Raw genomic sequence first — 21178 nt, 5'->3', positions numbered from 1 at the left:
ACGATAGGCAGACCAACGCGAGCGAACTGACTGCATGAAAATCAAGACCCTTGGAATGGCGGCACTCTTGCTGGCAGGCGCCAGCAGCGCCCAGGCACAATCCTTTGATGTTTCGGACATTCGTGTGGAAGGACTACAGCGGGTATCCGCCGCCTCGGTCTTTAATGCGTTTCCTGTCAGTGCTAATGACAGGGTTAGCGAACAGCAGCTAGCGTCAGCCGCCCGCGATCTGTTTGCCACTGGCCTTTTTGAAGATGTATCGCTTGCCCGTGAAGGGGACGTCCTGGTTATCCAGGTGGTCGAACGGCCGACGATTGCTCGCCTTAACCTCACCGGCAACAAGCAGCTGAAAGAAGAGGACCTGCGCAACGGGTTGCGTGAGTCCGGTCTTTCCGAAGGCCAAGTGCTGCAACTCTCAACGCTTGAAGAGATCCAACGTGAGCTTGAAGGCGTTTATCAGTCTCAGGGACGTTACAGCGCTCGGATTACCACTGACGTTGAGCAGATCGATGAAGGCCGCGTACAGGTCAATATCAATATCAATGAAGGCGAAGTTGCCAAAATCCGGCAAATCAATATCGTCGGCAATGAAGATTTTGACGATGAAACATTACGTGAAGTATTTGAGCTAAATGACCGCCCAGGACGTTTCTTTGGCTGGTTTTCAAGCGATGAGTATTCTCGCGAGGCATTGTCGGGCGATATCGAGCGTTTACGTTCTTTCTACCTTGACCGTGGCTATGTCAATTTCGACGTTACTTCCACTCAAGTATCCATTGGGCCTGAGAAGTCCGAGATCTTCGTGACGCTCAATATTGATGAAGGCAACCAATACCGTGTCGGTAATGTTCGCTTTGCAGGCGATCTTCAAATCAGTGAAAGTGAAGCGCGTCAGCTACTTGAGATTAAAAGTGGCGATATCTTCTCACGCGGGCAGGTTAACGCCTCGACCGAAGCGCTGCGGCAGCGCCTAGGCGCTGAAGGATTCGCGTTCGCCGATATTCAGGGTATTCCTGAAATGGCGAATGACGGCGAAACCGTTGATCTGGTCATTGCGGTTGACCCTGGTCAGCGCACCTATGTTCGTCGTATCGAGTTCTACGGCAATACCACGACCCAGGATGAAGTGCTGCGCCGTGAAATGATCCAGATGGAAGGTGCCCCGGCATCGACTGAATCGATTACCCAGTCGCGACAGCGCCTGGAGCGTCTTGGCTTCTTTAGTCAGGTAGAAGTGAATACTCAGCCTGTTCCTGGCGAGCCCGACCAGCTGGACGTTACCTATAACGTTGAAGAGCAGCCCTCTGGCTCGGTATCGGCAAGTGTCGGTTTTTCGCAAAGCGCCGGGGTTATTTATGGCGTCGGGCTTGCCCAGAACAATTTCCTGGGAACCGGTAACCGGGTCAATATTGGCGCCCAGCGCAGTGATACCTTTACCAGCGTCAACTTCGCCTTCACCGATCCTTATTGGACCCTTGACGGTATTTCCCGCGGTTATAACGTGTTTTATCGTGAAACCGATTACGCCGACTCCGACATCTCTACCTATTCAACCGATGCTTACGGCGCGGGCATTAACTTTGGTTACCCAATCAGCGAGCTCTCACGACTGAATTTCGGGGCGAGTATCGAAGATATCTCGGTGAAAACTTATAACGACACGGCGTCAGAAATCCGCCGTTATGTCGATGACCAAGGTGAAGATGCGCAAAGCTTGAAGCTCACTGCAAGCTGGACGCGTAACAACCTTAACCGTGGCGTTATGCCCACGGCTGGTAACTACCAGCGCTTATCAATTGAAACGGGCGTGCCGGGCAGCGATGCCGAGTACTACAAGTTGCGTGCCCGGGCCCAGCAGCTATTCCCGATCAATGATGATGAGACTTGGGCACTCAAGTTCAGTGGTAACCTGGGCTACGCCGATACGCTAGGTTCTAACGACCCTTACCCCTTCTATGAGAACTTCTACTCAGGCGGCTTGGGCTCGGTACGTGGTTTTACCTCCAACACGCTGGGGCAGCGGACAACACCGTCGGTTGAAGGTGGTCGCGACCGTACCCTGGGGGGGAACGTACAGGTAGAAGGTAGTGCTGAAATTATCTTTCCTATGCCGTTTGTGGAAAACCAGCGCTCCGTTCAGCCGTCGTTGTTCTTGGATGCGGGTAACACCTTCCTGAGCTCCTGCTATGATGTGCTAGAAGCGGATCAGGCGCGTCAGCAGTGTAGCTCTGGCGTGGATCTGGGTGACTTGCGGTATAGTGTGGGTATAGGCCTCTCCTGGCTAACGCCTGTCGGGCCACTGACTTTCAGCATCGCCGAGCCGCTTAATGATGAAAGCGGTGACGATACGCAGTTCTTCCAGTTCTCTCTGGGACAAACGTTCTAATATTGCGACGGAGCGCACTTAAGAAGTGCGTGCCAGCCTGAATGACAAGGAGTTGACTCGATGCGTAAACTGACAGCGGCGGCGTGCCTGTTTGGTGCAATGGTTTTGCCGGTTCATGCAGCACAAGCCGCAGAAGTGGCCGTGTTGGATTGGCGGGCAGCTTTGATGAATACCCAATCAGCTCAAACCTCGCTGAGCCAGTTGGAGGGCCAGATTGGCGGCCAGCAGCGTGAAGCCCAGAGCTTGGGTAACGAGCTACAGCAGTTGCAGGAGCGCCTGCAGCGTGATGGTGAAACCATGGCCCAGTCCGAGCGCGACTCACTGATCGCCGAGCTTCAGCAAAAAGGCAGCCGTTTTGAACAGCTGCGTCGTGAAGTGATCCAGGCGCAGCAGCGCTCCGAACAGCAGTTCCTGGAAAGTGCTGAAGCCAAGCTTGAACAGGCGGTTGAGCAGGTGCTGGAACGCCATAATATTGACGTGCTGGTTGAGCCTCAAGGGGTGCTGCATTCGTCAGTTGATTTGCCAAACGTAACCGAAGAGGTTACGCAGATCTTTAATTCCATGTAATTCATCTTTAATGATTGCCGGTGCAGCCTTGCTGCACCTCTGTTTCCTGGGCTCCCATGACGCACGCTTTTAACCATCTCACCCTTGCGGACATCGCTCGCCATTTAGGCGTTACCTTTGAAGGTAATGCCGAACAACCCATTCGTGGCCTGGCAACTCTCAAGGAGGCCAAGCCTGATCAAGTGGCTTTTTTGGCGAACCGAGCCTATCTGAAAGATTTGGCCACGACCCAGGCAGCTGCCGTTTTGCTGCATCCTGAGCACGGAAAACACTGTCCGGTACCCCGCCTGGAGACGGATAATCCTTACCTGGGCTACGCGAAACTCTCCCAGCTATTTGATCCGCTTCCTGCTCGCGATAAGCCCGGTATCCATTCAACCGCTGTTGTTGCCGACAATGTAAAGCTTGGCAAGGGCGTTTCCATCCAGGCTCACGCCGTGGTGGAAGAAGGGGTAACGCTGGGTGATTACGTAGTGGTTGGTGCAGGAAGCGTGGTTGGTGCTGATAGCGTCATCAGTGAGCGCACCCGGCTGCACGCCAATGTGACCGTATGCCATGGTGTTGTGATTGGTAAGCGGGTAATCCTGCAAAGCGGCTGTGTGATTGGTGGTGATGGTTTTGGATTTGCCCACGATGGTGAGGGCTGGCACAAGATTGCCCAGCTGGGCGGTGTTGTGCTGGGCGATGATGTTGAAGTGGGCAGTTGTTCGAGTATTGACCGTGGCGCTCTTGGCGATACGGTAATTGGCGATGACGTCAAGATCGACAGCCAAGTGCAAATCGCGCATAACGTGACGATCGGCGCCCATAGTGCACTGGCTGGCTGTGTAGGGATTGCCGGATCCACCAAGGTGGGCAAGCACTGCATGCTGGGCGGCGGCGTCGGCTTATCTGGCCATCTGACGATTTGTGATGGGGTTCAGGTGACGGGCATGAGTCTTGTGACCAACTCGATTCACAAGCCTGGCGTGTACTCGTCAGGCACCGGGGCGATGGGCAATGCCCAGTGGCGGAAAAATGCGGTGCGTTTTAAGCAGCTGGACGATATTGCCAAGCGCTTGTCGCGGCTTGAAAAAAACACACGTGATACATAAAGGTCACATTATTTGACGGGAAAGTGGCTTGAGGCTTAATCACTGCGGGGTATAATCCCCTGCCCTTTGACCAGCCGGGGCGCTGGTATTTGCCTGATGATTATCAGGCGTTTTTCATTTTTGAGGTCGTTACGATGGTTATGGATATTAACGAAATTCGCGAATACTTGCCCCACCGCTACCCTTTTCTGCTGGTGGATCGAGTAACGGAATTAACCGTAGGTGAATCCATCGTTGCGTTTAAAAACGTTAGCATCAACGAGCCTTTTTTTAACGGACACTTTCCCCATCATCCCATTATGCCGGGCGTACTGGTTGTTGAAGCGCTAGCGCAGGTTTGCGGTATTCTGGGCTTTAAAACAGTTAACAAACTGCCGGCCGATGGCTATGTTTACTATCTGGTAGGTAGCGACAATGTACGCTTCAAGCGTCCCGTGATGCCAGGCGATAAGCTTACGCTTGAAGCCAACGTGATTCGTGGCAAACGCGGCATCTGGAAGTTTGCCTGCCGTGCGACGGTAGATGGTGAACTTGCCTGTGAAGCGGAAATTATCTGCGCTGAGAGGAAGGTTGCTTGATACACCCTACTGCACTGATCGACCCGGCAGCCCAGCTTGCCGACGACGTTGAGGTTGGCCCCTTTAGCGTCATTGGGCCTGACGTCACGATCGGCGAAGGCTCTATTATTGGCCCGCATGTGGTGGTTAAAGGCCCCACGGTGCTGGGCAAGCGCACGCGTATTTTCCAGTTTGCCTCCGTGGGTGAGGACTGCCAGGACAAAAAGTATGCGGGCGAGCCTACCCGTTTGGTAATGGGTGACGATAACGTGGTGCGCGAAGGCGTTACGCTTCACCGCGGCACCGTGCAAGACCGCAGTGAAACGACCATTGGCTCGCGTAACCTGTTTATGGCTTATGTGCATGTCGGCCATGACTGTGTGATAGGCAACGACTGCATTCTCGCCAACCAGGTAACGCTTGCGGGCCACGTGACGCTAGGCGATCACGCCATTTTAGGTGGATTGTCTGCCGTGCATCAGTTTTGCCATTTTGGCGAGCATGCCATGGCAGGCGGCGGCTCGATCATTACCAAGGATACGCCCGCCTATATCATGATCAACGGCAACCCTGCCGAAGCGCGTGGGCTTAATCTGGTAGGCTTGAAGCGGCGTGGTTTTAGCCGTGAAGCCATCAATGCGCTTAGTGCCTCCTACAAGATGGTCTATCGCCAGGGGTTAACGGTAGAGCAGGCGCTTGAAGAGATGCGCACACGCTTTGATCTAGACGAAGTGGCCCATTTTGCCGCCTCCATTGAGCGTTCAACCCGCGGTATTATCCGCTAAGCATGTTTCTCTTATGACGTTGCAGCGCGTTTATCTCGTCGCAGGCGAGCTTTCGGGAGATATTCTCGGGGCTGGCCTGATGCGTGCGCTAAAGGTGCGCCATCCACACGTTGAGTTTCGGGGCATCGGCGGCCCACGCATGATCGCTGAAGGCATGCAGAGCCGCTTTCCGCTTGAAACGCTTTCTGTGATGGGGCTTGTCGAGGTGATCAAGCACCTACCCGAACTGGTAAGCGTGCGCCGCACACTGCGTCGCGAAGCGCTTGCCTGGCAGCCGGATATCATGGTGGGTATTGATGCGCCGGACTTTACGCTCGGCCTTGAAAGGCAGTTGCGCCGCGCGGGTATCAAAACGGCGCATTATGTCAGCCCTTCCGTATGGGCATGGCGACAAGGCCGGGTGAAGGGGATTGCCCAATCGGTAGACGGCATGCTCACACTTTTACCCTTTGAGGCCGACTTCTATCGCGAGCATCAGGTGCCCGTCGCCTTTGTGGGCCACCCGCTTGCCGATGAGCTGCCGCTTGAGAACGACCGCTTGGCAACGCGTCAGGTATTAGGGCTTGAGCCGGACGCCCCGGTGCTTGCCATACTGCCGGGCTCGCGCAGCAATGAAATACGTTTTCTGGGCCGTACCTTTTTATCCGCTGCCGAGCAGCTGTGCCAGCGTCACGCCATGTTGAGAGTATTGATTCCTGCCGCTACGGCGCAGCGCCATGCGGAAATACAGACGCTACTGGACGACTACCCGGCGCTGGCCTCGCGGGTTCACCTGCTGGATGGGCAAGCGCGTGAGGCCATGGTGGCAAGCGATGCGGTGCTGCTGGCCTCAGGTACTGCCGCGCTCGAAGCCATGCTGTGTCATCGGGCCATGCTGGTGGCTTACAAGATGGCGCCCGCCACTCATTGGATTGCCAAACGAATGGTCAAGACCCAATGGGTGTCGCTGCCCAACCTGATTGCGCAGCAGAGCATGGTGCCTGAGCTTATTCAGGAGGCAGCCACGCCGAATGCCATTGCAAATCAGCTGGATGAACTGTTGACTGATCATGATGCACGCAGCGAGCTGGAGGCGCGCTTTGCCGCATTGCATAAAACCCTTCAACGGGATGCCAGCCGACGTGCTACTGAAGCAATTACCGCCATCGCTGCAGGTCAGCCGCTGGAGATTCAGGATGCCCGTTAACCTGAGCGATTTTCCGCCACTTGAAATCACCTATACCGGTGAACGTCTGGCAGGCGTAGATGAGGTGGGGCGAGGACCGCTGATTGGTAGCGTAGTGGCGGCAGCGGTGATTCTGGATCCCGCGCGTCCCATTGAAGGGCTGACCGATTCCAAAAAGCTGACCGCCCGCAAGCGTGAGGCGCTGGATGGGCTTATCCGTGAGCAGGCTCTGGCCTTTGTGGTGGCTGAAGCAAGTGCCGCCGAAGTCGATCAGTTGAATATCTACCACGCTACTCATCTGGCCATGCGCCGCGCCATTGATGGTCTGGCACCTGCCGCCGAGTATCTGCTGGTCGATGGTAACCGGCTGCCCCGGCACCCGCTTCCAGGACAGGCCGTGGTCAAGGGCGATGCCCGCCACCCGGCTATTGCCGCTGCGTCAATCATTGCCAAGGTGGCCCGCGATGCCCAGATGATGGCGCTGGATATGCGCTATCCTGAGTATGGTTTTGCGCGCCACAAGGGTTACCCAACCAAACAACACCTTGAGGCGCTAGCGGCCCATGGGCCGCTAGCAGAACACCGCCGCAGCTTTGCACCTGTACAGCGTCAGCTAGCTCTGTTGTAAGCCGTAAGCCCGTTTCTTTTTACCGAGATTTTACCGAGAGTGTCATGACGGTACCGTTTGTTCATCTACGTTTGCACAGTGAATATTCCCTGGTCGACGGCTTGGTAAAACTTAAGTCCCTGGTCAGCACCACCGCTGAGCGCGGCATGCCAGCGTTGGCGCTAACTGACGAAACAAATCTGTTTGGCCTGGTAAAGTTTTATAAAGCTGCACAGGGGGCCGGGCTAAAGCCGATTATAGGCAGCGACCTATGGCTCACCAATCCCCACGACGACGCTCACCCTTATCGCATCACGTTACTTGCGATGAATGCCGACGGCTATCGCAACCTGACCGAGTTGATCTCCAAGGGCTGGACCCATGGTCAGCGCCAGGGGCGGGCCATTTTAGACAAGCGCTGGGTGCTTGAACAAAGTGACGGCCTGATTGCGCTGTCCGGCGGGCGGGAGGGAGATATAGGCCGTCATCTGCTCTCGGATCACGAGCGCGAAGCGCGCCTGCTCCTTGAGGAGTGGCAGGCCGCGTTCCCGGAACGCTTCTATCTGGAGTTGATCCGTACAGGCCGGCCGTTGGAAGAAGTGTGCGTTCATGCCAGCGTCAAACTTGCCATCGAAACCGGCACCCCGGTAGTGGCCACCAACGATGTACGTTTTCTTGAGCGCGACGACTTCTGGGCCCATGAAACGCGCGTCGCGATTGGCGAAGGTAAGGCGCTGGATGATCCCCGTCGCGAACGGCGTTATACCGAAGAGCAGTACCTGAAAAGCCCTGAGGAAATGGCCGCTCTGTTCTCGGATATCCCCGAGGCCCTTGAAAACAGCGTGATGATTGCCGAGCGCTGCAGCGTGGATGTGCGTCTGGGCGAAATCTTTCTGCCCGAGTTCGAAATCCCCGAGGGCATGACCCAGGATGAGTTCTTTCGCAAGGTCTCTCACGATGGTCTGACGGATCGTCTCGACTTCCTGTTCCCGGCAGAGCGCTACCCTCGCGATAGCGACGAGTATAAAGCCATTGATCAGCGCTACCGCGAGCGACTGGAGTTTGAGCTCAACGTTATCATCCAGATGGGCTTTCCCGGCTACTTCCTGATCGTGATGGACTTTATCCAATGGGCCAAGGATAACAACGTACCTGTGGGACCAGGGCGTGGCTCTGGTGCAGGCTCCTTGGTTGCCTACGCGCAAAAGATTACCGACCTTGACCCGATTGGTTACGACTTGCTGTTCGAGCGCTTTCTTAACCCCGAGCGTGTTTCCATGCCCGACTTTGACGTCGATTTCTGCATGGAAAAACGCGACCGCGTAATCGAATACGTGGCCGAGCGCTATGGGCGCGATGCGGTATCCCAGATTGTTACCTTCGGCACCATGGCGGCAAAAGCGGTCGTGCGTGACGTGGCGCGTGCCCAGGGGCGGCCCTATTCATTGGGCGACAAGCTCTCCAAGTTGATTCCGTTTGAAGTGGGCATGACCCTTGGCAAGGCGATCGAGCAGGAGCCTGCGCTCAAGGAGTTCATCGAGAATGACGATGAGGCCGAAGAGATCTGGGAGATGGCGCTCAAGCTTGAGGGCACCACCCGGGGTACCGGCAAGCATGCGGGGGGCGTGGTCATCGCGCCCACCAAGCTGACTGATTTCTCGCCACTTTTGTGCGATGAAAACGGCAACGGGCTGGTCGTTCAGTTTGATAAAAACGATATCGAAGACGCGGGGCTGGTCAAGTTCGACTTTCTGGGCCTGCGTACCTTGACCATTATCGACTGGGCGCTGGAAATGGTCGATAAGGTGCGCGCAGTGCACGGTCAGGAGCCGCTGAATATCGATGCCATTCCGCTGGATGATGGCAAAACCTTTGAGATGCTCAAGCGGGCTGAAACCACCGCCGTGTTCCAGCTTGAATCCCGGGGCATGAAGGAGCTGATCAAGCGCCTGCTGCCTGATTCACTGGATGACATGATCGCCCTGGTAGCCCTGTTCCGCCCAGGCCCACTGCAGTCAGGCATGGTGGATGACTTTATCAACCGGAAGCACGGTCGTGCTGAAGTCTCTTATCCACATCCGGATTACCAGCACGAGCTGTTGAAACCGGTGCTTGCGCCGACCTACGGGATTATCCTGTACCAAGAGCAAGTCATGCAGATCGCTCAGGTAATGGCAGGCTATACCCTGGGTCAGGCCGATATGCTGCGCCGGGCAATGGGTAAGAAAAAACCCGAAGAGATGGCCAAGCAGCGTTCTGGCTTTATGGAGGGGTGTGCGGCCAACGGCATTGATAAAGACCTTGCCGGTAACATCTTCGACCTGGTGGAAAAGTTTGCCGGCTACGGCTTTAACAAGTCGCACTCGGCCGCCTACGCCCTGGTCTCCTACCAGACCGCCTGGTTAAAGGCTCACTACCCGGGGCCGTTTATGGCTGCGGTGATGTCCACTGAGATGGACAACCTGGATAAGGTAGTGCCGTTAATCGAAGAGTGTCGCAATCTTAAGCTGACTGTCACTCCGCCGGACGTCAACGTGGGCGGCTACAAGTTTACCGTGGATGCCGAAGGCCGCGTGGTTTACGGCCTGGGGGCGATTCGTGGCGTGGGCGAAGGCCCCATTGGTGCGATTGTTGAAGCGCGGGAAACCAGCGGACCGTTTACCGATCTGTTCGATTTCTGCCGCAGGCTCGATCCCAAACGGATGAACAAGCGTACACTTGAGGCGCTGATTCGCTCAGGTGCGCTGGATAATCTCGGCCCTAACCGAGCGGTGCTGGCAGCCTCCATGGAGGACGCGCTAAAGGCCGCCGCTCAGAACCACGCCAACCAGAGCCTTGGCATGCTGGATATGTTCGGCGAGGCGTTTGCCGACCCCGAGGATGAACAGGCCAATGTCTACGCAGACTACCTGGGGGCGCGCGAATGGACTGATCGGGAACGTCTTTCCGGTGAAAAAGACACCCTCGGGCTTTATCTGACCGGACATCCCATTGACGAGTACGAGCGGGAGTTGAAACGCTTCGTATCGACTCGGATCAGTGATTTAAAGCCCTCCCGTGAGCCTCAACGGGTGGCGGGGCTGGTGGTGGCGATGCGCACCATGAAATCCAAGCGTGGTGATACCATGGCATTTATCACCCTGGATGACCGCACCGGGCGTATCGAGGCATCGCTTTTTGGTGAACTGTATGACCAGCTTCGCGGCCAGATTGAGTCTGATCAGGTACTGATCGTTGAAGGCGAAGTCTCCAGTGACGACTTCTCTGGTGGCCTCCGGCTGCGGGGTAAGGATGTCACGCCCATGGTCACTGCACGTATCCGCTACGGCCAGGCGGTGGAGCTTGCGCTAAACGCCGAGCATATCAACGGGCGTCTGGTGGAAAGCCTGCGCGATAGCCTGACGCCCTACCGGAGCAGCGAAGGCCTGCCGGTGCGGGTACAGTATCGCCATGTTGAAGCGGTTGGCTGGCTGGAGCTTTCTGATGAGTGGAAAGTCGCGCCCAGCGACGACCTGCTGCTCGCGCTGCGCGACGTGGAAGGGCAGGCGGGCGTTCAGCTTCGCTATCGCTAAGCCTGTTTGTGAATAATGATGGGACAATCTAATTGAGCGGGCATTACCTTGCGTGGCAGGGTCAGGGTGCGATAATAGCCCCATCAGATGCTCGTTTCGACAAGGCTTTTTTTTAATAGGCAGCTTATAGGCAAAGCCGATGAATCCTAATTATCTCGATTTTGAACAGCCCATTGCCGAACTTCAGGCAAAAATTGAGGAGCTGCGTTTGGTCAGCTCCGACAGCGTTAATCTCTCCGATGAGATATCCCGGCTGGAGGAGAAAAGCCGCAAGCAGACAGAATCGATCTTCAAGGATTTGACTCCCTGGCAGGTCTCTCAGCTGTCGCGCCATCCTCAGCGCCCCTATACGCTGGATTACCTTGAGTACATATTCAGCGATTTTGACGAACTGCACGGCGATCGTAATTTCGCCGATGATGCCGCCCTGGTAGGCGGTGTGGCGCGCTTAAATGATAAGCCAGTTATGGTGATTGGCCATCAGAAAGGACGTGATGTCAAAGAGAAGGTGCGCCGCAATTTTGGCATGCCGCGCCCAGAAGGCTACCGCAAGGCGTGCCGCCTGATGGAAATGGCAGAGCGCTTCAAGATGCCGATTCTGACCTTTATCGATACCCCCGGTGCTTACCCGGGTATTGATGCAGAAGAGCGTGGGCAAAGTGAGGCTATCGCTTATAACCTCGCGGTCATGTCGCGTCTGAAAACGCCGATTATCTCCACGGTAGTGGGCGAGGGCGGTTCGGGCGGCGCACTGGCAATTGGCGTGTGCGATGAGCTGAATATGCTGCAGTACTCCACCTACTCGGTTATTTCGCCGGAAGGCTGCGCCTCCATCTTGTGGAAAAGCGCTGAGAAAGCCTCCGATGCGGCGCAGGCCATGGGTATCACCGCCGAGCGCCTGAAAGAGCTGGGCTTTGTGGATACGCTGATCAAGGAGCCGCTGGGGGGGGCACATCGCCATCCGCTGAATACCGCCGAGCGGGTCCAGGAGGCCCTCACGGCAGGCCTGGAACGTCTGCAAGCAATGGATACGGATGCGCTTTTAGAGCGTCGCTACAAGCGCCTGATGAGCTATGGCGCCCCAGCGGCCTGAGCCGCTTGAACGCTTGCTGACCGACGCCCTGGCGGAAACCCCGCCGGGGCGCTCTATTTGGGTGGCGCTTTCGGGCGGGCTTGATTCATCGCTGCTGGTTCATCTGGCAAGCCATGTATGCCGTCGTGTAGGGCGCTCCCTTCGGGCCATCCATATCCATCACGGATTACAAACCGCAGCAGATGGTTTTGAACAGCATTGCCAGGCGCTGTGTAAGAGCCTTGATGTACCTCTGACGGTGGTGCGCGTATCGGTTGGCTCGTCTGATGGCGGTATTGAAGCGGCGGCCCGTCAGGCGCGCTACGCAGCGTTTTATGAACATATCCCGGCAGGTGATTGTGTCTGGCTGGCACAGCATCAGGATGATCAGGCGGAAACGCTGCTGCTGGCCGCGCTGCGTGGCAGCGGTATTCGGGGGTTGGCGGGCATGCCCTACCGCCGTGAAGCGCAAGGACTTTACTTTATTCGTCCGTGGCTATCGGTTAGCCGTAAGCACATTGAAGCCTGCGCCCATGCGTTGGCCCTTAGGTGGTGTGAAGACCCTACCAACCGTGATCTGGCGATTGATCGTAACCGATTACGCCATGCGGTAATCCCAAGCCTTGAAAACCGCTGGCCACATGCGAGCGAGGCGCTTGCCCAAAGTGCTGCCCACGCCGGTGAGGCGGACGCGCTGCTCGGGGAGTATGCGCAGGCGGAGCTTGATACGCTGCGGTTAAGTGCCGAGTGTATCGACGCCGCTGCGCTCGCCACGCGCTCGCGGTCGCGCCAGCGATTATTGGTGCGTACCCTGTGTCAGCAGCAGCATTTGCCAACACCGCCAAAACGGCGCCTGGAGGCTCTGCTGGAGCAGTTGGCGGCGTCTGTTGATGCCAGTGTGCAGGTTAGCTGGCCGGGTGCTGAGGCTCGTGTATGGCGCAAGCGACTTTATATTATGGCGCCGCTGCACCCCTTACCTCAGTGGCAGCATACTTGGGGCGGCCAGCCGGGCCTGGAGACGCCGTTAGGTGCCCTTGAACTTGCCGTGTCGACGCAAACGCCCCTGATGCTACGCTGGCGTCAGGGGGGGGAGGTGATTGCGTTGGCTGGGCGAGGGCGCCGTGATGTCAAACGCCTTCTCCAGGAGGCAGATATACCGCCGTGGGAGCGCGAGCGGCTCATCATGGTCATGCGCGCTAACACTTGCCTGGGCGTGATCAGGCCACCTGACAGGGTGCTCTGGCAGGCGGCCGACATCAGTATTACGCGGGCGACGACGTAGCCATGCAGTAACCATGTCGCTTTCCTGAATTACGCCTGTATCACGTTCAGGGTAAACCCGGCTGCCGCCATATAGGCTTGTTCCTGCTCGATGTCGGTGCTGAACAGGGTAGGCTCTTCGCCTGCTGGCAGCGTCAGCGTCAGGCTCGTTGCATTAGCGCTGATTTCGGGTAGTGGTGGCGCGATTTCCGGGCGCGAATGGTTGAGCAGCACCGCCAGGCGCAGAAGCTGCGCAAGCTTGGCACTATGAGGCTGCTGCGCCTTGGGCAGCGCCTGCCACTCTTTCAGCGGAAATTTGCGCCGGTGAGCGCGCACCAGAAAGGCTAGCTGGTACTGCTCTGGACGTGAAAAACCTGCCAGATCGGAGTGTTCCAACAGATACGCGCCGTGACGGTGGAACTGGCTATGGGAAATAGCCAGGCCAATTTCATGCATGTGGCTGGCCCACTGCAGGTAGTGGCCATGCTCCTGGGTTAACGACCAAGGGCGCTTGACCTGCTGAAACAGGCGCAGGGCGGTATCGGCTACGTTATCCGCCTGGCGGGTATCCACATCGTAGGTTCGCTTGAGAACCTCCAGGCTTTTGGAACGGGTATCCTCGGCGCTGTTGCGTCCGGCCATGTCGTAAAGCACACCTTCGCGCAGGGCACCATCGGCAAAACGCATCTGCTCAAGCTCGAATGCTTCGAAAACGGCACCTAGAATGGCGATGCCTGCCGGGAATACCCGGGCGCGATCCGGCTTCAATCCTTCCAGTTCCACTTTGTCCAGATGTTTGCACTTGAGTAGCCGCTCACGCAGTTTTCTCAAGCCGATACGGGTAATCACGCCTTCATTCGGCGTGTCACCGTAGGCCAACAGAACGCTGGCAGCCGCCTTGATCGTGCCGCTGGAGCCAACCGGGTCCTCCCAGCCAAGGCGCTGGTAAGGACGCTGGATATGGGCAAGCTCTGATAACGCAGCCAGTTCAGCGCGGCGCATGCGTTTTTCGCTTAACTCGCCATCGGGGAAAAAGCGGCTGGTAAAGGTGACACAGCCCATACGCAGACTTTCAAGCGCCTTGGGTTCGAACTCTTCGCCAATGATAAACTCTGTGGAGCCACCGCCAATATCGACAATCAACCGACGGCCTTTCTCGGCCAGGGCATGTGCCGCGCCCAAATAGATAAGCCGGGCTTCTTCGCGGCCAGCAATGATCTCGATGGCATGGCCTAGCTGGGTTTCAGCACGCTCAATAAATGCCTGACTATTTTGGGCGTCACGTAGTGCATTGGTGCCCACGACACGTAGATTGGTGCTCTCGATATCGCTTAAAAACGGGGCAAACCGGCTCAGGCAGTCCAGAGCACGCTGCATGGCAGCTTCGTTAAGCTTGCCGTCTTCCTCCAGGCCGGCCGCCAGCTGGACTTTTTCGCCTAGGCGTGCGACGACCTGCAGGCGCTCATTCTGATAGTTGGCAACTAGCAGGTGAAAGCTGTTGGAGCCGAGATCTATGGCGGCTAAACGCTGGGGTGCCGCGCTTTCCAGCTCGCTGGCAGGGGCGATAAGGGGGGGCGAAATGTCCTTGGGCATAAGCTATCCTTCGTATTGGCTGTGCCAAGGTTGCGGTGCAGGGTAGTTATTGTCAATTGGCAAACGCTTGCGTTTATGGCGGAGCTTGACTACCATCGGACTACTGGCTTGATCCAACATGGCGTGTAGCCATATTGCCATTTTACGATCACCTCTTTTAAAATGGCATCATTGTAAGGGTCCAGGCGCTGTTGCCTCAGACGTATCCCGGTTCTTGAAAGTTCTTTTTACTTAATACTATGCTTCTCCAGCGCATTGCTAGAATGCTTTTTATAACTTGCGTTGATTAGTTTATTCGTATTGACTAAATGGTACTTGTCCAGAATAGTACGGATGCTGACTAAAGTACTTATCCAGATAGTGTCAGCCAGAATTCCAAGTCGTCAGATTACCTACTGACTGGTTCTTTTCTTATACTGGTCAGAGCACACAGCTGCTAGCACCCTCGAACCGAGCAAAAACTCATCGCCTCACTGTATTTCCGCCATGAGTTAGCATTTGCTTAGCGATTCATTCGAGTATGTGCTTATCGGGGTCTGAACGCATCACACGGTGCTTAGCCCTATCATTAACGCTACGCCTCCTGTCTTATTTCGGCGCTTGCGCCTAGCTTCCATGAGCAATTTTCTAACACACCGATGAATCTCACTGAACTCAAGCAAAAATCCGTTCCCGAGCTGCTCGATATCGCCCGCGAAATGGGTATCGACAACCTCGCCCGTTCGCGCAAGCAGGACATCATTTTCGCCATCCTCAAGAAACACGCCAAAAGCGGTGAGGATATCTATGGTGATGGTGTGCTGGAAATTCTTCAGGATGGCTTTGGCTTTCTGCGTAGCGCCGACAGCTCCTATCTCGCCGGCCCGGACGATATCTATGTGTCGCCCTCGCAGATCCGTCGTTTCAATTTGCGCAAAGGCGACTCCATTTCCGGCAAGATTCGCCCGCCCAAAGAAGGCGAGCGCTACTTTGCTCTGCTCAAGGTTAGCCAGATCAACTTTGATCGCCCGGAAAACGCCAAGCACAAGATTCTTTTTGAGAACCTGACGCCGCTTTTCCCGGATGAGCGTCTGCGCATGGAGATCGGTAACGGCTCCACCGAAGATCTGACGGCCCGTATCATCGACCTGACCGCGCCCATCGGTAAAGGTCAGCGTGGTCTGCTGGTGTCTCCGCCGAAAGCGGGTAAGACCCTGATGCTGCAGAACATTGCGACATCGATCACACGCAACAACCCTGAGTGTCATCTGATCGTGCTGTTGATTGATGAGCGCCCTGAGGAAGTCACCGAAATGTCGCGCACCGTGCGCGGTGAAGTCGTGGCTTCTACCTTTGATGAGCCCCCGGCGCGTCACGTTCAGGTCGCCGAAATGGTTATTGAGAAAGCCAAGCGTCTGGTTGAGCACAAGAAAGACGTGGTCATCCTGCTGGATTCGATTACCCGTTTGGCGCGTGCCTACAACACTGTAGTACCTAGCTCTGGCAAGGTGCTCACCGGTGGTGTTGACGCCCATGCCCTTGAGAAGCCCAAACGCTTCTTTGGCGCGGCGCGTAATATCGAAGAGGGTGGCAGTTTGACCATTATCGCCACGGCTCTGGTGGATACCGGCTCCAAGATGGACGAAGTCATCTTCGAGGAATTCAAGGGTACCGGCAACATGGAAGCGCACCTTGACCGTAAGCTGGCCGAAAAGCGTGTGTTCCCGGCGATCAATATTCGACGCAGCGGTACACGCCGTGAAGACCTGCTGGCGTCCGAGGACGAGATGCAGCGCATGTGGATTCTGCGCAAGCTGCTCAACCCCATGGAAGATACAGCAGCGACGGAATTCCTGATTGATCGTCTGAAGGATACCAAGACGAACCTTGAGTTCTTTGATGCGATGAAGCGCCGCTAACGCCAATCGGCGTGGCGGCGCAGGCCCACCGGGGAGTATGTCTTGAAGTATAACGACTTGCGCGAGTTTATAGCGGCGCTGGAGGCGCGCGGTGAACTCAAACGTATCCAAGCCGAAGTCGATCCTTACCTGGAAATTACCGAAATTTGCGACCGCACGCTGCGTGCCGGTGGCCCGGCACTCTTGTTTGAAAATGTGAAGGGCCATGACATGCCGCTGTTGGGCAATCTTTTCGGCACGCCGAAACGTGTGGCGTTGGGAATGGGGCAGGAATCGGTTGAAGCGCTGCGTGAAGTGGGTAAGCTGCTGGCCTTTCTAAAAGAACCGGACCCGCCCAAGGGCCTGAAAGACGCTTGGGATAAGCTGCCTATTTTCAAACAGGTGCTCAGCATGGGGCCCAAAAGCGTCAAACGCGCCCCCGTGCAGGAAGTCGTTTTTGAAGACGACGAGGTTGACCTTGGTCGGCTGCCCATTCAACACTGCTGGCCGGGTGATGCTGCTCCCCTGGTGACTTGGCCGCTTGTGATCACCCGGGGGCCGCACAAAAAGCGTCAGAACTTGGGTATTTATCGTCAGCAAAAGATCGGCAAGAACCGGCTAATCATGCGCTGGCTCTCGCATCGCGGCGGTGCGCTGGATTTCCTGGAATTCCAGAAAGCTCACCCCGGCGAGCCTTTCCCGGTGGCTGTGGCGTTGGGCGCTGACCCGGCGACTATTCTGGCCGCTGTCACACCGGTTCCTGACTCCCTTTCCGAGTATGCATTTGCCGGGCTATTGCGCGGCTCGCGCACCGAACTCGTCAAGTGCGGCCATTCAGACCTTGATGTGCCTGCTTCCAGTGAGATCATTTTGGAAGGTTATATCTATCCTGATGATATGGCACCTGAAGGCCCCTATGGCGACCACACCGGTTATTACAACGAGGTGGATCACTTCCCTGTCTTTACGGTGACGCGCATGACCATGCGCCGGGATGCGATATATCACTCCACTTATACCGGGCGGCCACCGGATGAGCCGGCCGTTCTGGGGCTGGCATTAAACGAAGTGTTCGTGCCGATCCTCTGCAAGCAGTTCCCCGAGATCGTCGACTTCTACCTGCCACCGGAAGGGTGCTCGTACCGCATGGCGGTCGTGTCCATGAAGAAACAGTATCCCGGCCATGCCAAGCGCGTGATGATGGGCGTATGGAGCTTCTTGCGTCAGTTCATGTACACCAAGTTCGTGATTGTGCTGGACGACGATGTAGACGCACGCAACTGGGAAGACGTGATCTGGGCCATCACTACACGTATGGACCCGGCTCGGGATACGGTCATGGTTGAGAATACACCTATCGACTATCTGGATTTCGCCTCCCCCGTATCGGGGCTGGGTTCCAAGATGGGCCTGGATGCGACCAACAAGTGGCCGGGAGAGACCGATCGCGAGTGGGGGACTCCCATTGTGATGGACGAGGCGGTAAAAAACCGTGTGAACGAGCGCTGGGAAGAACTGGGGATCGATATTCCGCTACCCGCCCCTCGCCATGGCGGCTGATACTGCCGCCCACGCGGATCGATTTTCTATAAAGAGGCTTTCATGAGCGCAAGGACGTTACGAGAGACTGCGACGTGCAGAACGTTGACCTGCCAGGTAACGGCCGTTGAGGATTTGAGTCCTGACGTATTTGGTGTGACGCTGGAAGGCCGCGCCGAAGCCATGCAGCATGCGCCCGGTCAGTATCTGGAGCTTCAGTTGGATGAAAGCACCTGGGTGCCGTTTTCCATTGCCAGTGCCGAGAAAGGCGATGGCGTAATTGAACTGCATATTCAGCATTGGCCCGAGCGAGATAACTCGGCGCGGCTTCGCAATCTGCTCCAGGTGGCCAATCAGCTTACCCTGCGCCTGCCCAGCGGCGAGTGCGTGGTTGACCCGCAAAGTGAGCGCCCACTGCTGTTGATTGCCGCAGGCACTGGCTTTGCACAAATGAAGGCCATCGTTGAAGCGACGCTGCATGACCAGCCGGCGCGTCCCATTTCACTTTGGTGGGCCACGCGTGAGCATCGCGACCTGTACGCTGAGAATCTGGCCTGCGAGTGGGCGCAGCGCTACCCCCAGGTAAGCTTTCAGGCCGTTACTGAGTTTCCCCTCGCCGAGCCTTTGGCCAGCGGTGAGCGCATTCACCATCACCAGGGCCGGATTGATATGGTGTTGGAAAAGGCCGCGCTAACGTTCAGTGATTACGACGTTTATCTCTCCGGTTCGCCCGGCATGGTGTACGCCTGTATGGACATACTGGAAGCCAAGGGCGCAATTAGCGAGCGGGTCTTCTCCGACGTATTTGCCTACGCGCCGCGTGTATAATCGGAGCAAGACACACTCCTGCCCCTGTTGGCCGCGCAGCTGCTTGATAATGAATGGTTGCCATTTGCCAGACTTAAGGGCAGGATAAAGCAATTAATTTTCAAAACGCGGCTTTTTGACAATCTATTTAAAAAATCAGCGTTTTTATGAAATCCGTTTCGCAAAGCCTCCTGGCTTGCCAATCATCAGGAAGAATATGCACGCATCGTCGTTTTTGCACACTACTAATAGCCTGCCCATCGCGGCGGCTGGCGTGTGCATGAGCGTAGTGGCCTATTTTGGATATTGGTTTAGCAGCGGTGTGCCCATGGCCGACGGCTAACGTCGCGCTAGCAGGCACACCTACTGGGTTGCCTGCCGAATATCTAAGCCCCGGTTGGTAACCCAACCGGGGCTTTTTGCGTTTAGCGTCTCTTACCAACGTACTGGAAACGTCATCAAAAGGAGCTACACCATGACTTATCGCGCTTATGCATACGCTACTGCAACCGGCTATGTGGGCTATGGCTGGCGATTTAGCGGCGCGCGGTCGGTGCTAGCTGCCACCTCCGACCGCGCCAACCTGGGTGGCAACGCCAGCCAACGATGTCATGTGAGACCGGAGAAAAATTTATGAATGCCCCTGCAAATGCCCTGAATCAAGCACGTAACGCTATATCTCTTGCCAGCACGGCCAGCGTAACCACACCGCTTCCCACCCCGGCACAGCTACGTCACAGCGTGGCGGTAGATGCCCGATTAAACCAGCAAATAACCCAACAGCGCCAAGCGGTCCACAATATTTTAAGTGGTCATGATGATCGTATGCTGATCGTGGTTGGCCCTTGCTCCATACATGACCCAGATTCCGCGCTTGAATACGCGGACCGCCTGGCAGTGCTTAGCGAGCAGGTAAGCGAGCGGTTACTGCCGGTCATGCGGGTCTATGTGGAAAAGCCTCGTACCACGGTCGGCTGGAAGGGCCTTGCCTACGACCCGGATTTAAACGGCAGCGGCGATATGGCAAAAGGCATCACGCTTTCGCGGGAATTGATGCACGCCGTTGCCGCCCGGGGTCTGCCGGTTGCCACCGAGCTGCTTCAACCCATGCTCGCCCCTTACCTGGATGATCTTTTAAGCTGGGTTGCGATTGGTGCGCGCACCACGGAATCCCAACTGCATCGCGAGCTGGCAAGTGATTTGGCAGCGGCGGTCGGGTTTAAAAATGCTACCAGTGGGGATGTACGAATCGCCATTGATGCCATGCAGGCGGCTGCTCACGGGCATCAGCGTTTTGCCCAGGATGGCAATGGGCGCCCGGTCATGCAGCAAACCGCCGGCAACCCGTATACCCACGTGGTGCTACGTGGTGGGCATGGCGAGCCTAACTATCAGGCATCCCACGTTCAGGCTACCATTAAGGCGCTTGATCAGGCAGGCCAGAATCCTCGGCTGATGGTTGATTGCAGCCACGCTAATGCGTGTAAAGACCATCGCCGACAGAGTGAAGTAATGCTGGATGTAGTGGCCCAGCGCCAGTCTGGAAATGCCAACCTGGTGGCCCTGATGCTGGAAAGCCACTTATTTGAAGGTAAGCAGCCCTTGACGCCGAACACCCTGCGTTATGGCGTTTCGGTGACCGATGCCTGTGTTAGCTGGGAGGCAACTGAGCGGTTGCTAAAAACAGCCGCAGAGCGGTTAAGCTAACGTTTAGCGACTCAGGCTTGTTTGCTTTGGCCAGCCCCGTATCATAGAGCGTTCAATTAGATGACGAGGTTGGCCATGGTTTTTACCCTCGAGCAGCATGATTCACATAGCTATCGCCGCAAGGCGCGCATGATCAGCTTTGCAATGACGGGGCAGCTAATTATTTTCGGTATGCTGTTTTCCATGCTGCTGACATCGACCTTTGGCAGCAGCCCGTGGCTATATGCACTCGGAATATTTCTTGGGCTTCTGGCCACCAGTGCTCTGTTTGCCGTTCTACGCGAGCGCCCGTGGATGGCGGAAATGCGCTACGTATGGCAACTAAGGCAGTACTTATCGCAGATCAGCGGTTTTTTGCCCACGCTACGCCGAGCGGTCGAGGAGAATAACCGGGCCGCGCTTGATATCGTCACGTTCTACCATGCAGGGGTGACGCAGCTTGCCGAGCTTAATGGCCGCACGCCGCCTAACGATGCCGCTTGGCTTGCCGAGACAACGCACCTTGCCGAGAAGCGCGAAGCGCTAGGGCTGCCGGCTCAGGTCGATACCTTCGATTCGCAGGATCTGCACGCTTTCAAGCGAAGCTGAAG

At 56.3% G+C, this 21178-nt stretch carries 17 protein-coding genes; 16 read left to right on the top strand and 1 reads right to left on the bottom strand.

The annotated features are described in order from the left end of the window. Positions 1 to 34 precede the first annotated feature (34 nt). The 10 genes from bamA to tilS all read left to right on the top strand — a co-directional run bounded on the left by bamA (position 35) and on the right by tilS (position 13087). Entirely contained in the window at positions 35 to 2386 is a 2352-nt protein-coding gene (bamA, locus tag ELY38_RS03150) for an outer membrane protein assembly factor BamA (protein WP_422822307.1), read from the top strand. 60 nt (positions 2387 to 2446) lie between these two features. Beyond that, positions 2447 to 2953 carry an OmpH/Skp family outer membrane protein gene (locus tag ELY38_RS03145; RefSeq protein ID WP_127060042.1) on the top strand — a complete coding sequence of 169 codons (507 nt, stop codon included), beginning with the start codon at positions 2447 to 2449 and terminating at the stop codon, positions 2951 to 2953. Between the two features lie 56 nt (positions 2954 to 3009). Further along, positions 3010 to 4047: a UDP-3-O-(3-hydroxymyristoyl)glucosamine N-acyltransferase gene (lpxD, locus tag ELY38_RS03140; RefSeq protein WP_127060041.1), complete on the top strand. Its 1038-nt coding sequence runs from the start codon at positions 3010 to 3012 to the stop codon at positions 4045 to 4047. A 134-nt stretch (positions 4048 to 4181) separates the two neighbouring features. Continuing rightward, on the top strand, positions 4182 to 4625 hold the full coding sequence (fabZ, locus tag ELY38_RS03135) for a 3-hydroxyacyl-ACP dehydratase FabZ (RefSeq protein WP_126950732.1): 444 nt from the start codon (positions 4182 to 4184) through the stop codon (positions 4623 to 4625). Continuing rightward, entirely contained in the window at positions 4622 to 5389 is a 768-nt protein-coding gene (lpxA, locus tag ELY38_RS03130) for an acyl-ACP--UDP-N-acetylglucosamine O-acyltransferase (RefSeq protein WP_127060040.1), read from the top strand. Before fabZ ends, lpxA begins: the two co-directional genes overlap by 4 nt. A gap of 13 nt (positions 5390 to 5402) precedes the next feature. Beyond that, entirely contained in the window at positions 5403 to 6575 is a 1173-nt protein-coding gene (gene lpxB / locus ELY38_RS03125; RefSeq protein ID WP_127060039.1) for a lipid-A-disaccharide synthase, read from the top strand. After that, a complete protein-coding gene (gene rnhB / locus ELY38_RS03120) occupies positions 6565 to 7182 on the top strand; it encodes a ribonuclease HII (RefSeq protein ID WP_127060038.1) in 618 nt (205 codons plus the stop codon). Before lpxB ends, rnhB begins: the two co-directional genes overlap by 11 nt. Positions 7183 to 7226: 44 nt before the next feature. Further along, positions 7227 to 10733 (top strand): DNA polymerase III subunit alpha, encoded by a 3507-nt coding sequence (gene dnaE, locus ELY38_RS03115; RefSeq protein WP_127060037.1) that lies wholly within the window; start codon positions 7227 to 7229, stop codon positions 10731 to 10733. 139 nt (positions 10734 to 10872) lie between these two features. Then, positions 10873 to 11826 (top strand): acetyl-CoA carboxylase carboxyltransferase subunit alpha, encoded by a 954-nt coding sequence (locus tag ELY38_RS03110; RefSeq protein WP_127060036.1) that lies wholly within the window; start codon positions 10873 to 10875, stop codon positions 11824 to 11826. After that, positions 11807 to 13087, top strand: coding sequence for a tRNA lysidine(34) synthetase TilS (gene tilS, locus ELY38_RS03105; protein ID WP_127060035.1), 1281 nt, complete (start codon positions 11807 to 11809; stop codon positions 13085 to 13087). Before ELY38_RS03110 ends, tilS begins: the two co-directional genes overlap by 20 nt. A 29-nt stretch (positions 13088 to 13116) precedes the next feature. Here the strand turns inward: tilS and ppx are convergent, their stop codons facing one another. After that, positions 13117 to 14658: an exopolyphosphatase gene (ppx, locus tag ELY38_RS03100; RefSeq protein WP_127060034.1), complete on the bottom strand. Its 1542-nt coding sequence runs from the start codon at positions 14656 to 14658 to the stop codon at positions 13117 to 13119. A 638-nt stretch (positions 14659 to 15296) separates the two neighbouring features. Between ppx and rho the strand changes: the two genes are divergently transcribed. From rho to ELY38_RS03075, 6 genes are all read left to right on the top strand, one after another. Continuing rightward, positions 15297 to 16556 (top strand): transcription termination factor Rho, encoded by a 1260-nt coding sequence (rho, locus tag ELY38_RS03095; RefSeq protein WP_106375708.1) that lies wholly within the window; start codon positions 15297 to 15299, stop codon positions 16554 to 16556. 42 nt (positions 16557 to 16598) lie between these two features. Further along, positions 16599 to 18095 (top strand): 4-hydroxy-3-polyprenylbenzoate decarboxylase, encoded by a 1497-nt coding sequence (ubiD, locus tag ELY38_RS03090; RefSeq protein WP_127060033.1) that lies wholly within the window; start codon positions 16599 to 16601, stop codon positions 18093 to 18095. A 42-nt stretch (positions 18096 to 18137) separates the two neighbouring features. Further along, positions 18138 to 18902, top strand: coding sequence for an NAD(P)H-flavin reductase (locus ELY38_RS03085; RefSeq protein WP_127060032.1), 765 nt, complete (start codon positions 18138 to 18140; stop codon positions 18900 to 18902). A gap of 196 nt (positions 18903 to 19098) precedes the next feature. Further along, positions 19099 to 19224 carry a hypothetical protein gene (locus ELY38_RS19505; protein WP_281274306.1) on the top strand — a complete coding sequence of 42 codons (126 nt, stop codon included), beginning with the start codon at positions 19099 to 19101 and terminating at the stop codon, positions 19222 to 19224. A 290-nt stretch (positions 19225 to 19514) separates the two neighbouring features. After that, positions 19515 to 20588, top strand: coding sequence for a 3-deoxy-7-phosphoheptulonate synthase (locus ELY38_RS03080; protein WP_127060031.1), 1074 nt, complete (start codon positions 19515 to 19517; stop codon positions 20586 to 20588). 75 nt (positions 20589 to 20663) lie between these two features. Further along, positions 20664 to 21176 carry a DUF3087 family protein gene (locus tag ELY38_RS03075; protein ID WP_127060030.1) on the top strand — a complete coding sequence of 171 codons (513 nt, stop codon included), beginning with the start codon at positions 20664 to 20666 and terminating at the stop codon, positions 21174 to 21176. Positions 21177 to 21178 lie beyond the last annotated feature (2 nt).

Source organism: Vreelandella nanhaiensis (genome assembly GCF_003990185.1).
Taxonomy (GTDB): Bacteria; Pseudomonadota; Gammaproteobacteria; order Pseudomonadales; family Halomonadaceae; genus Vreelandella; species Vreelandella nanhaiensis.
Note: the sequence above shows the minus strand (reverse complement) of the source record. Positions and strands in the feature narration are given on the sequence as shown.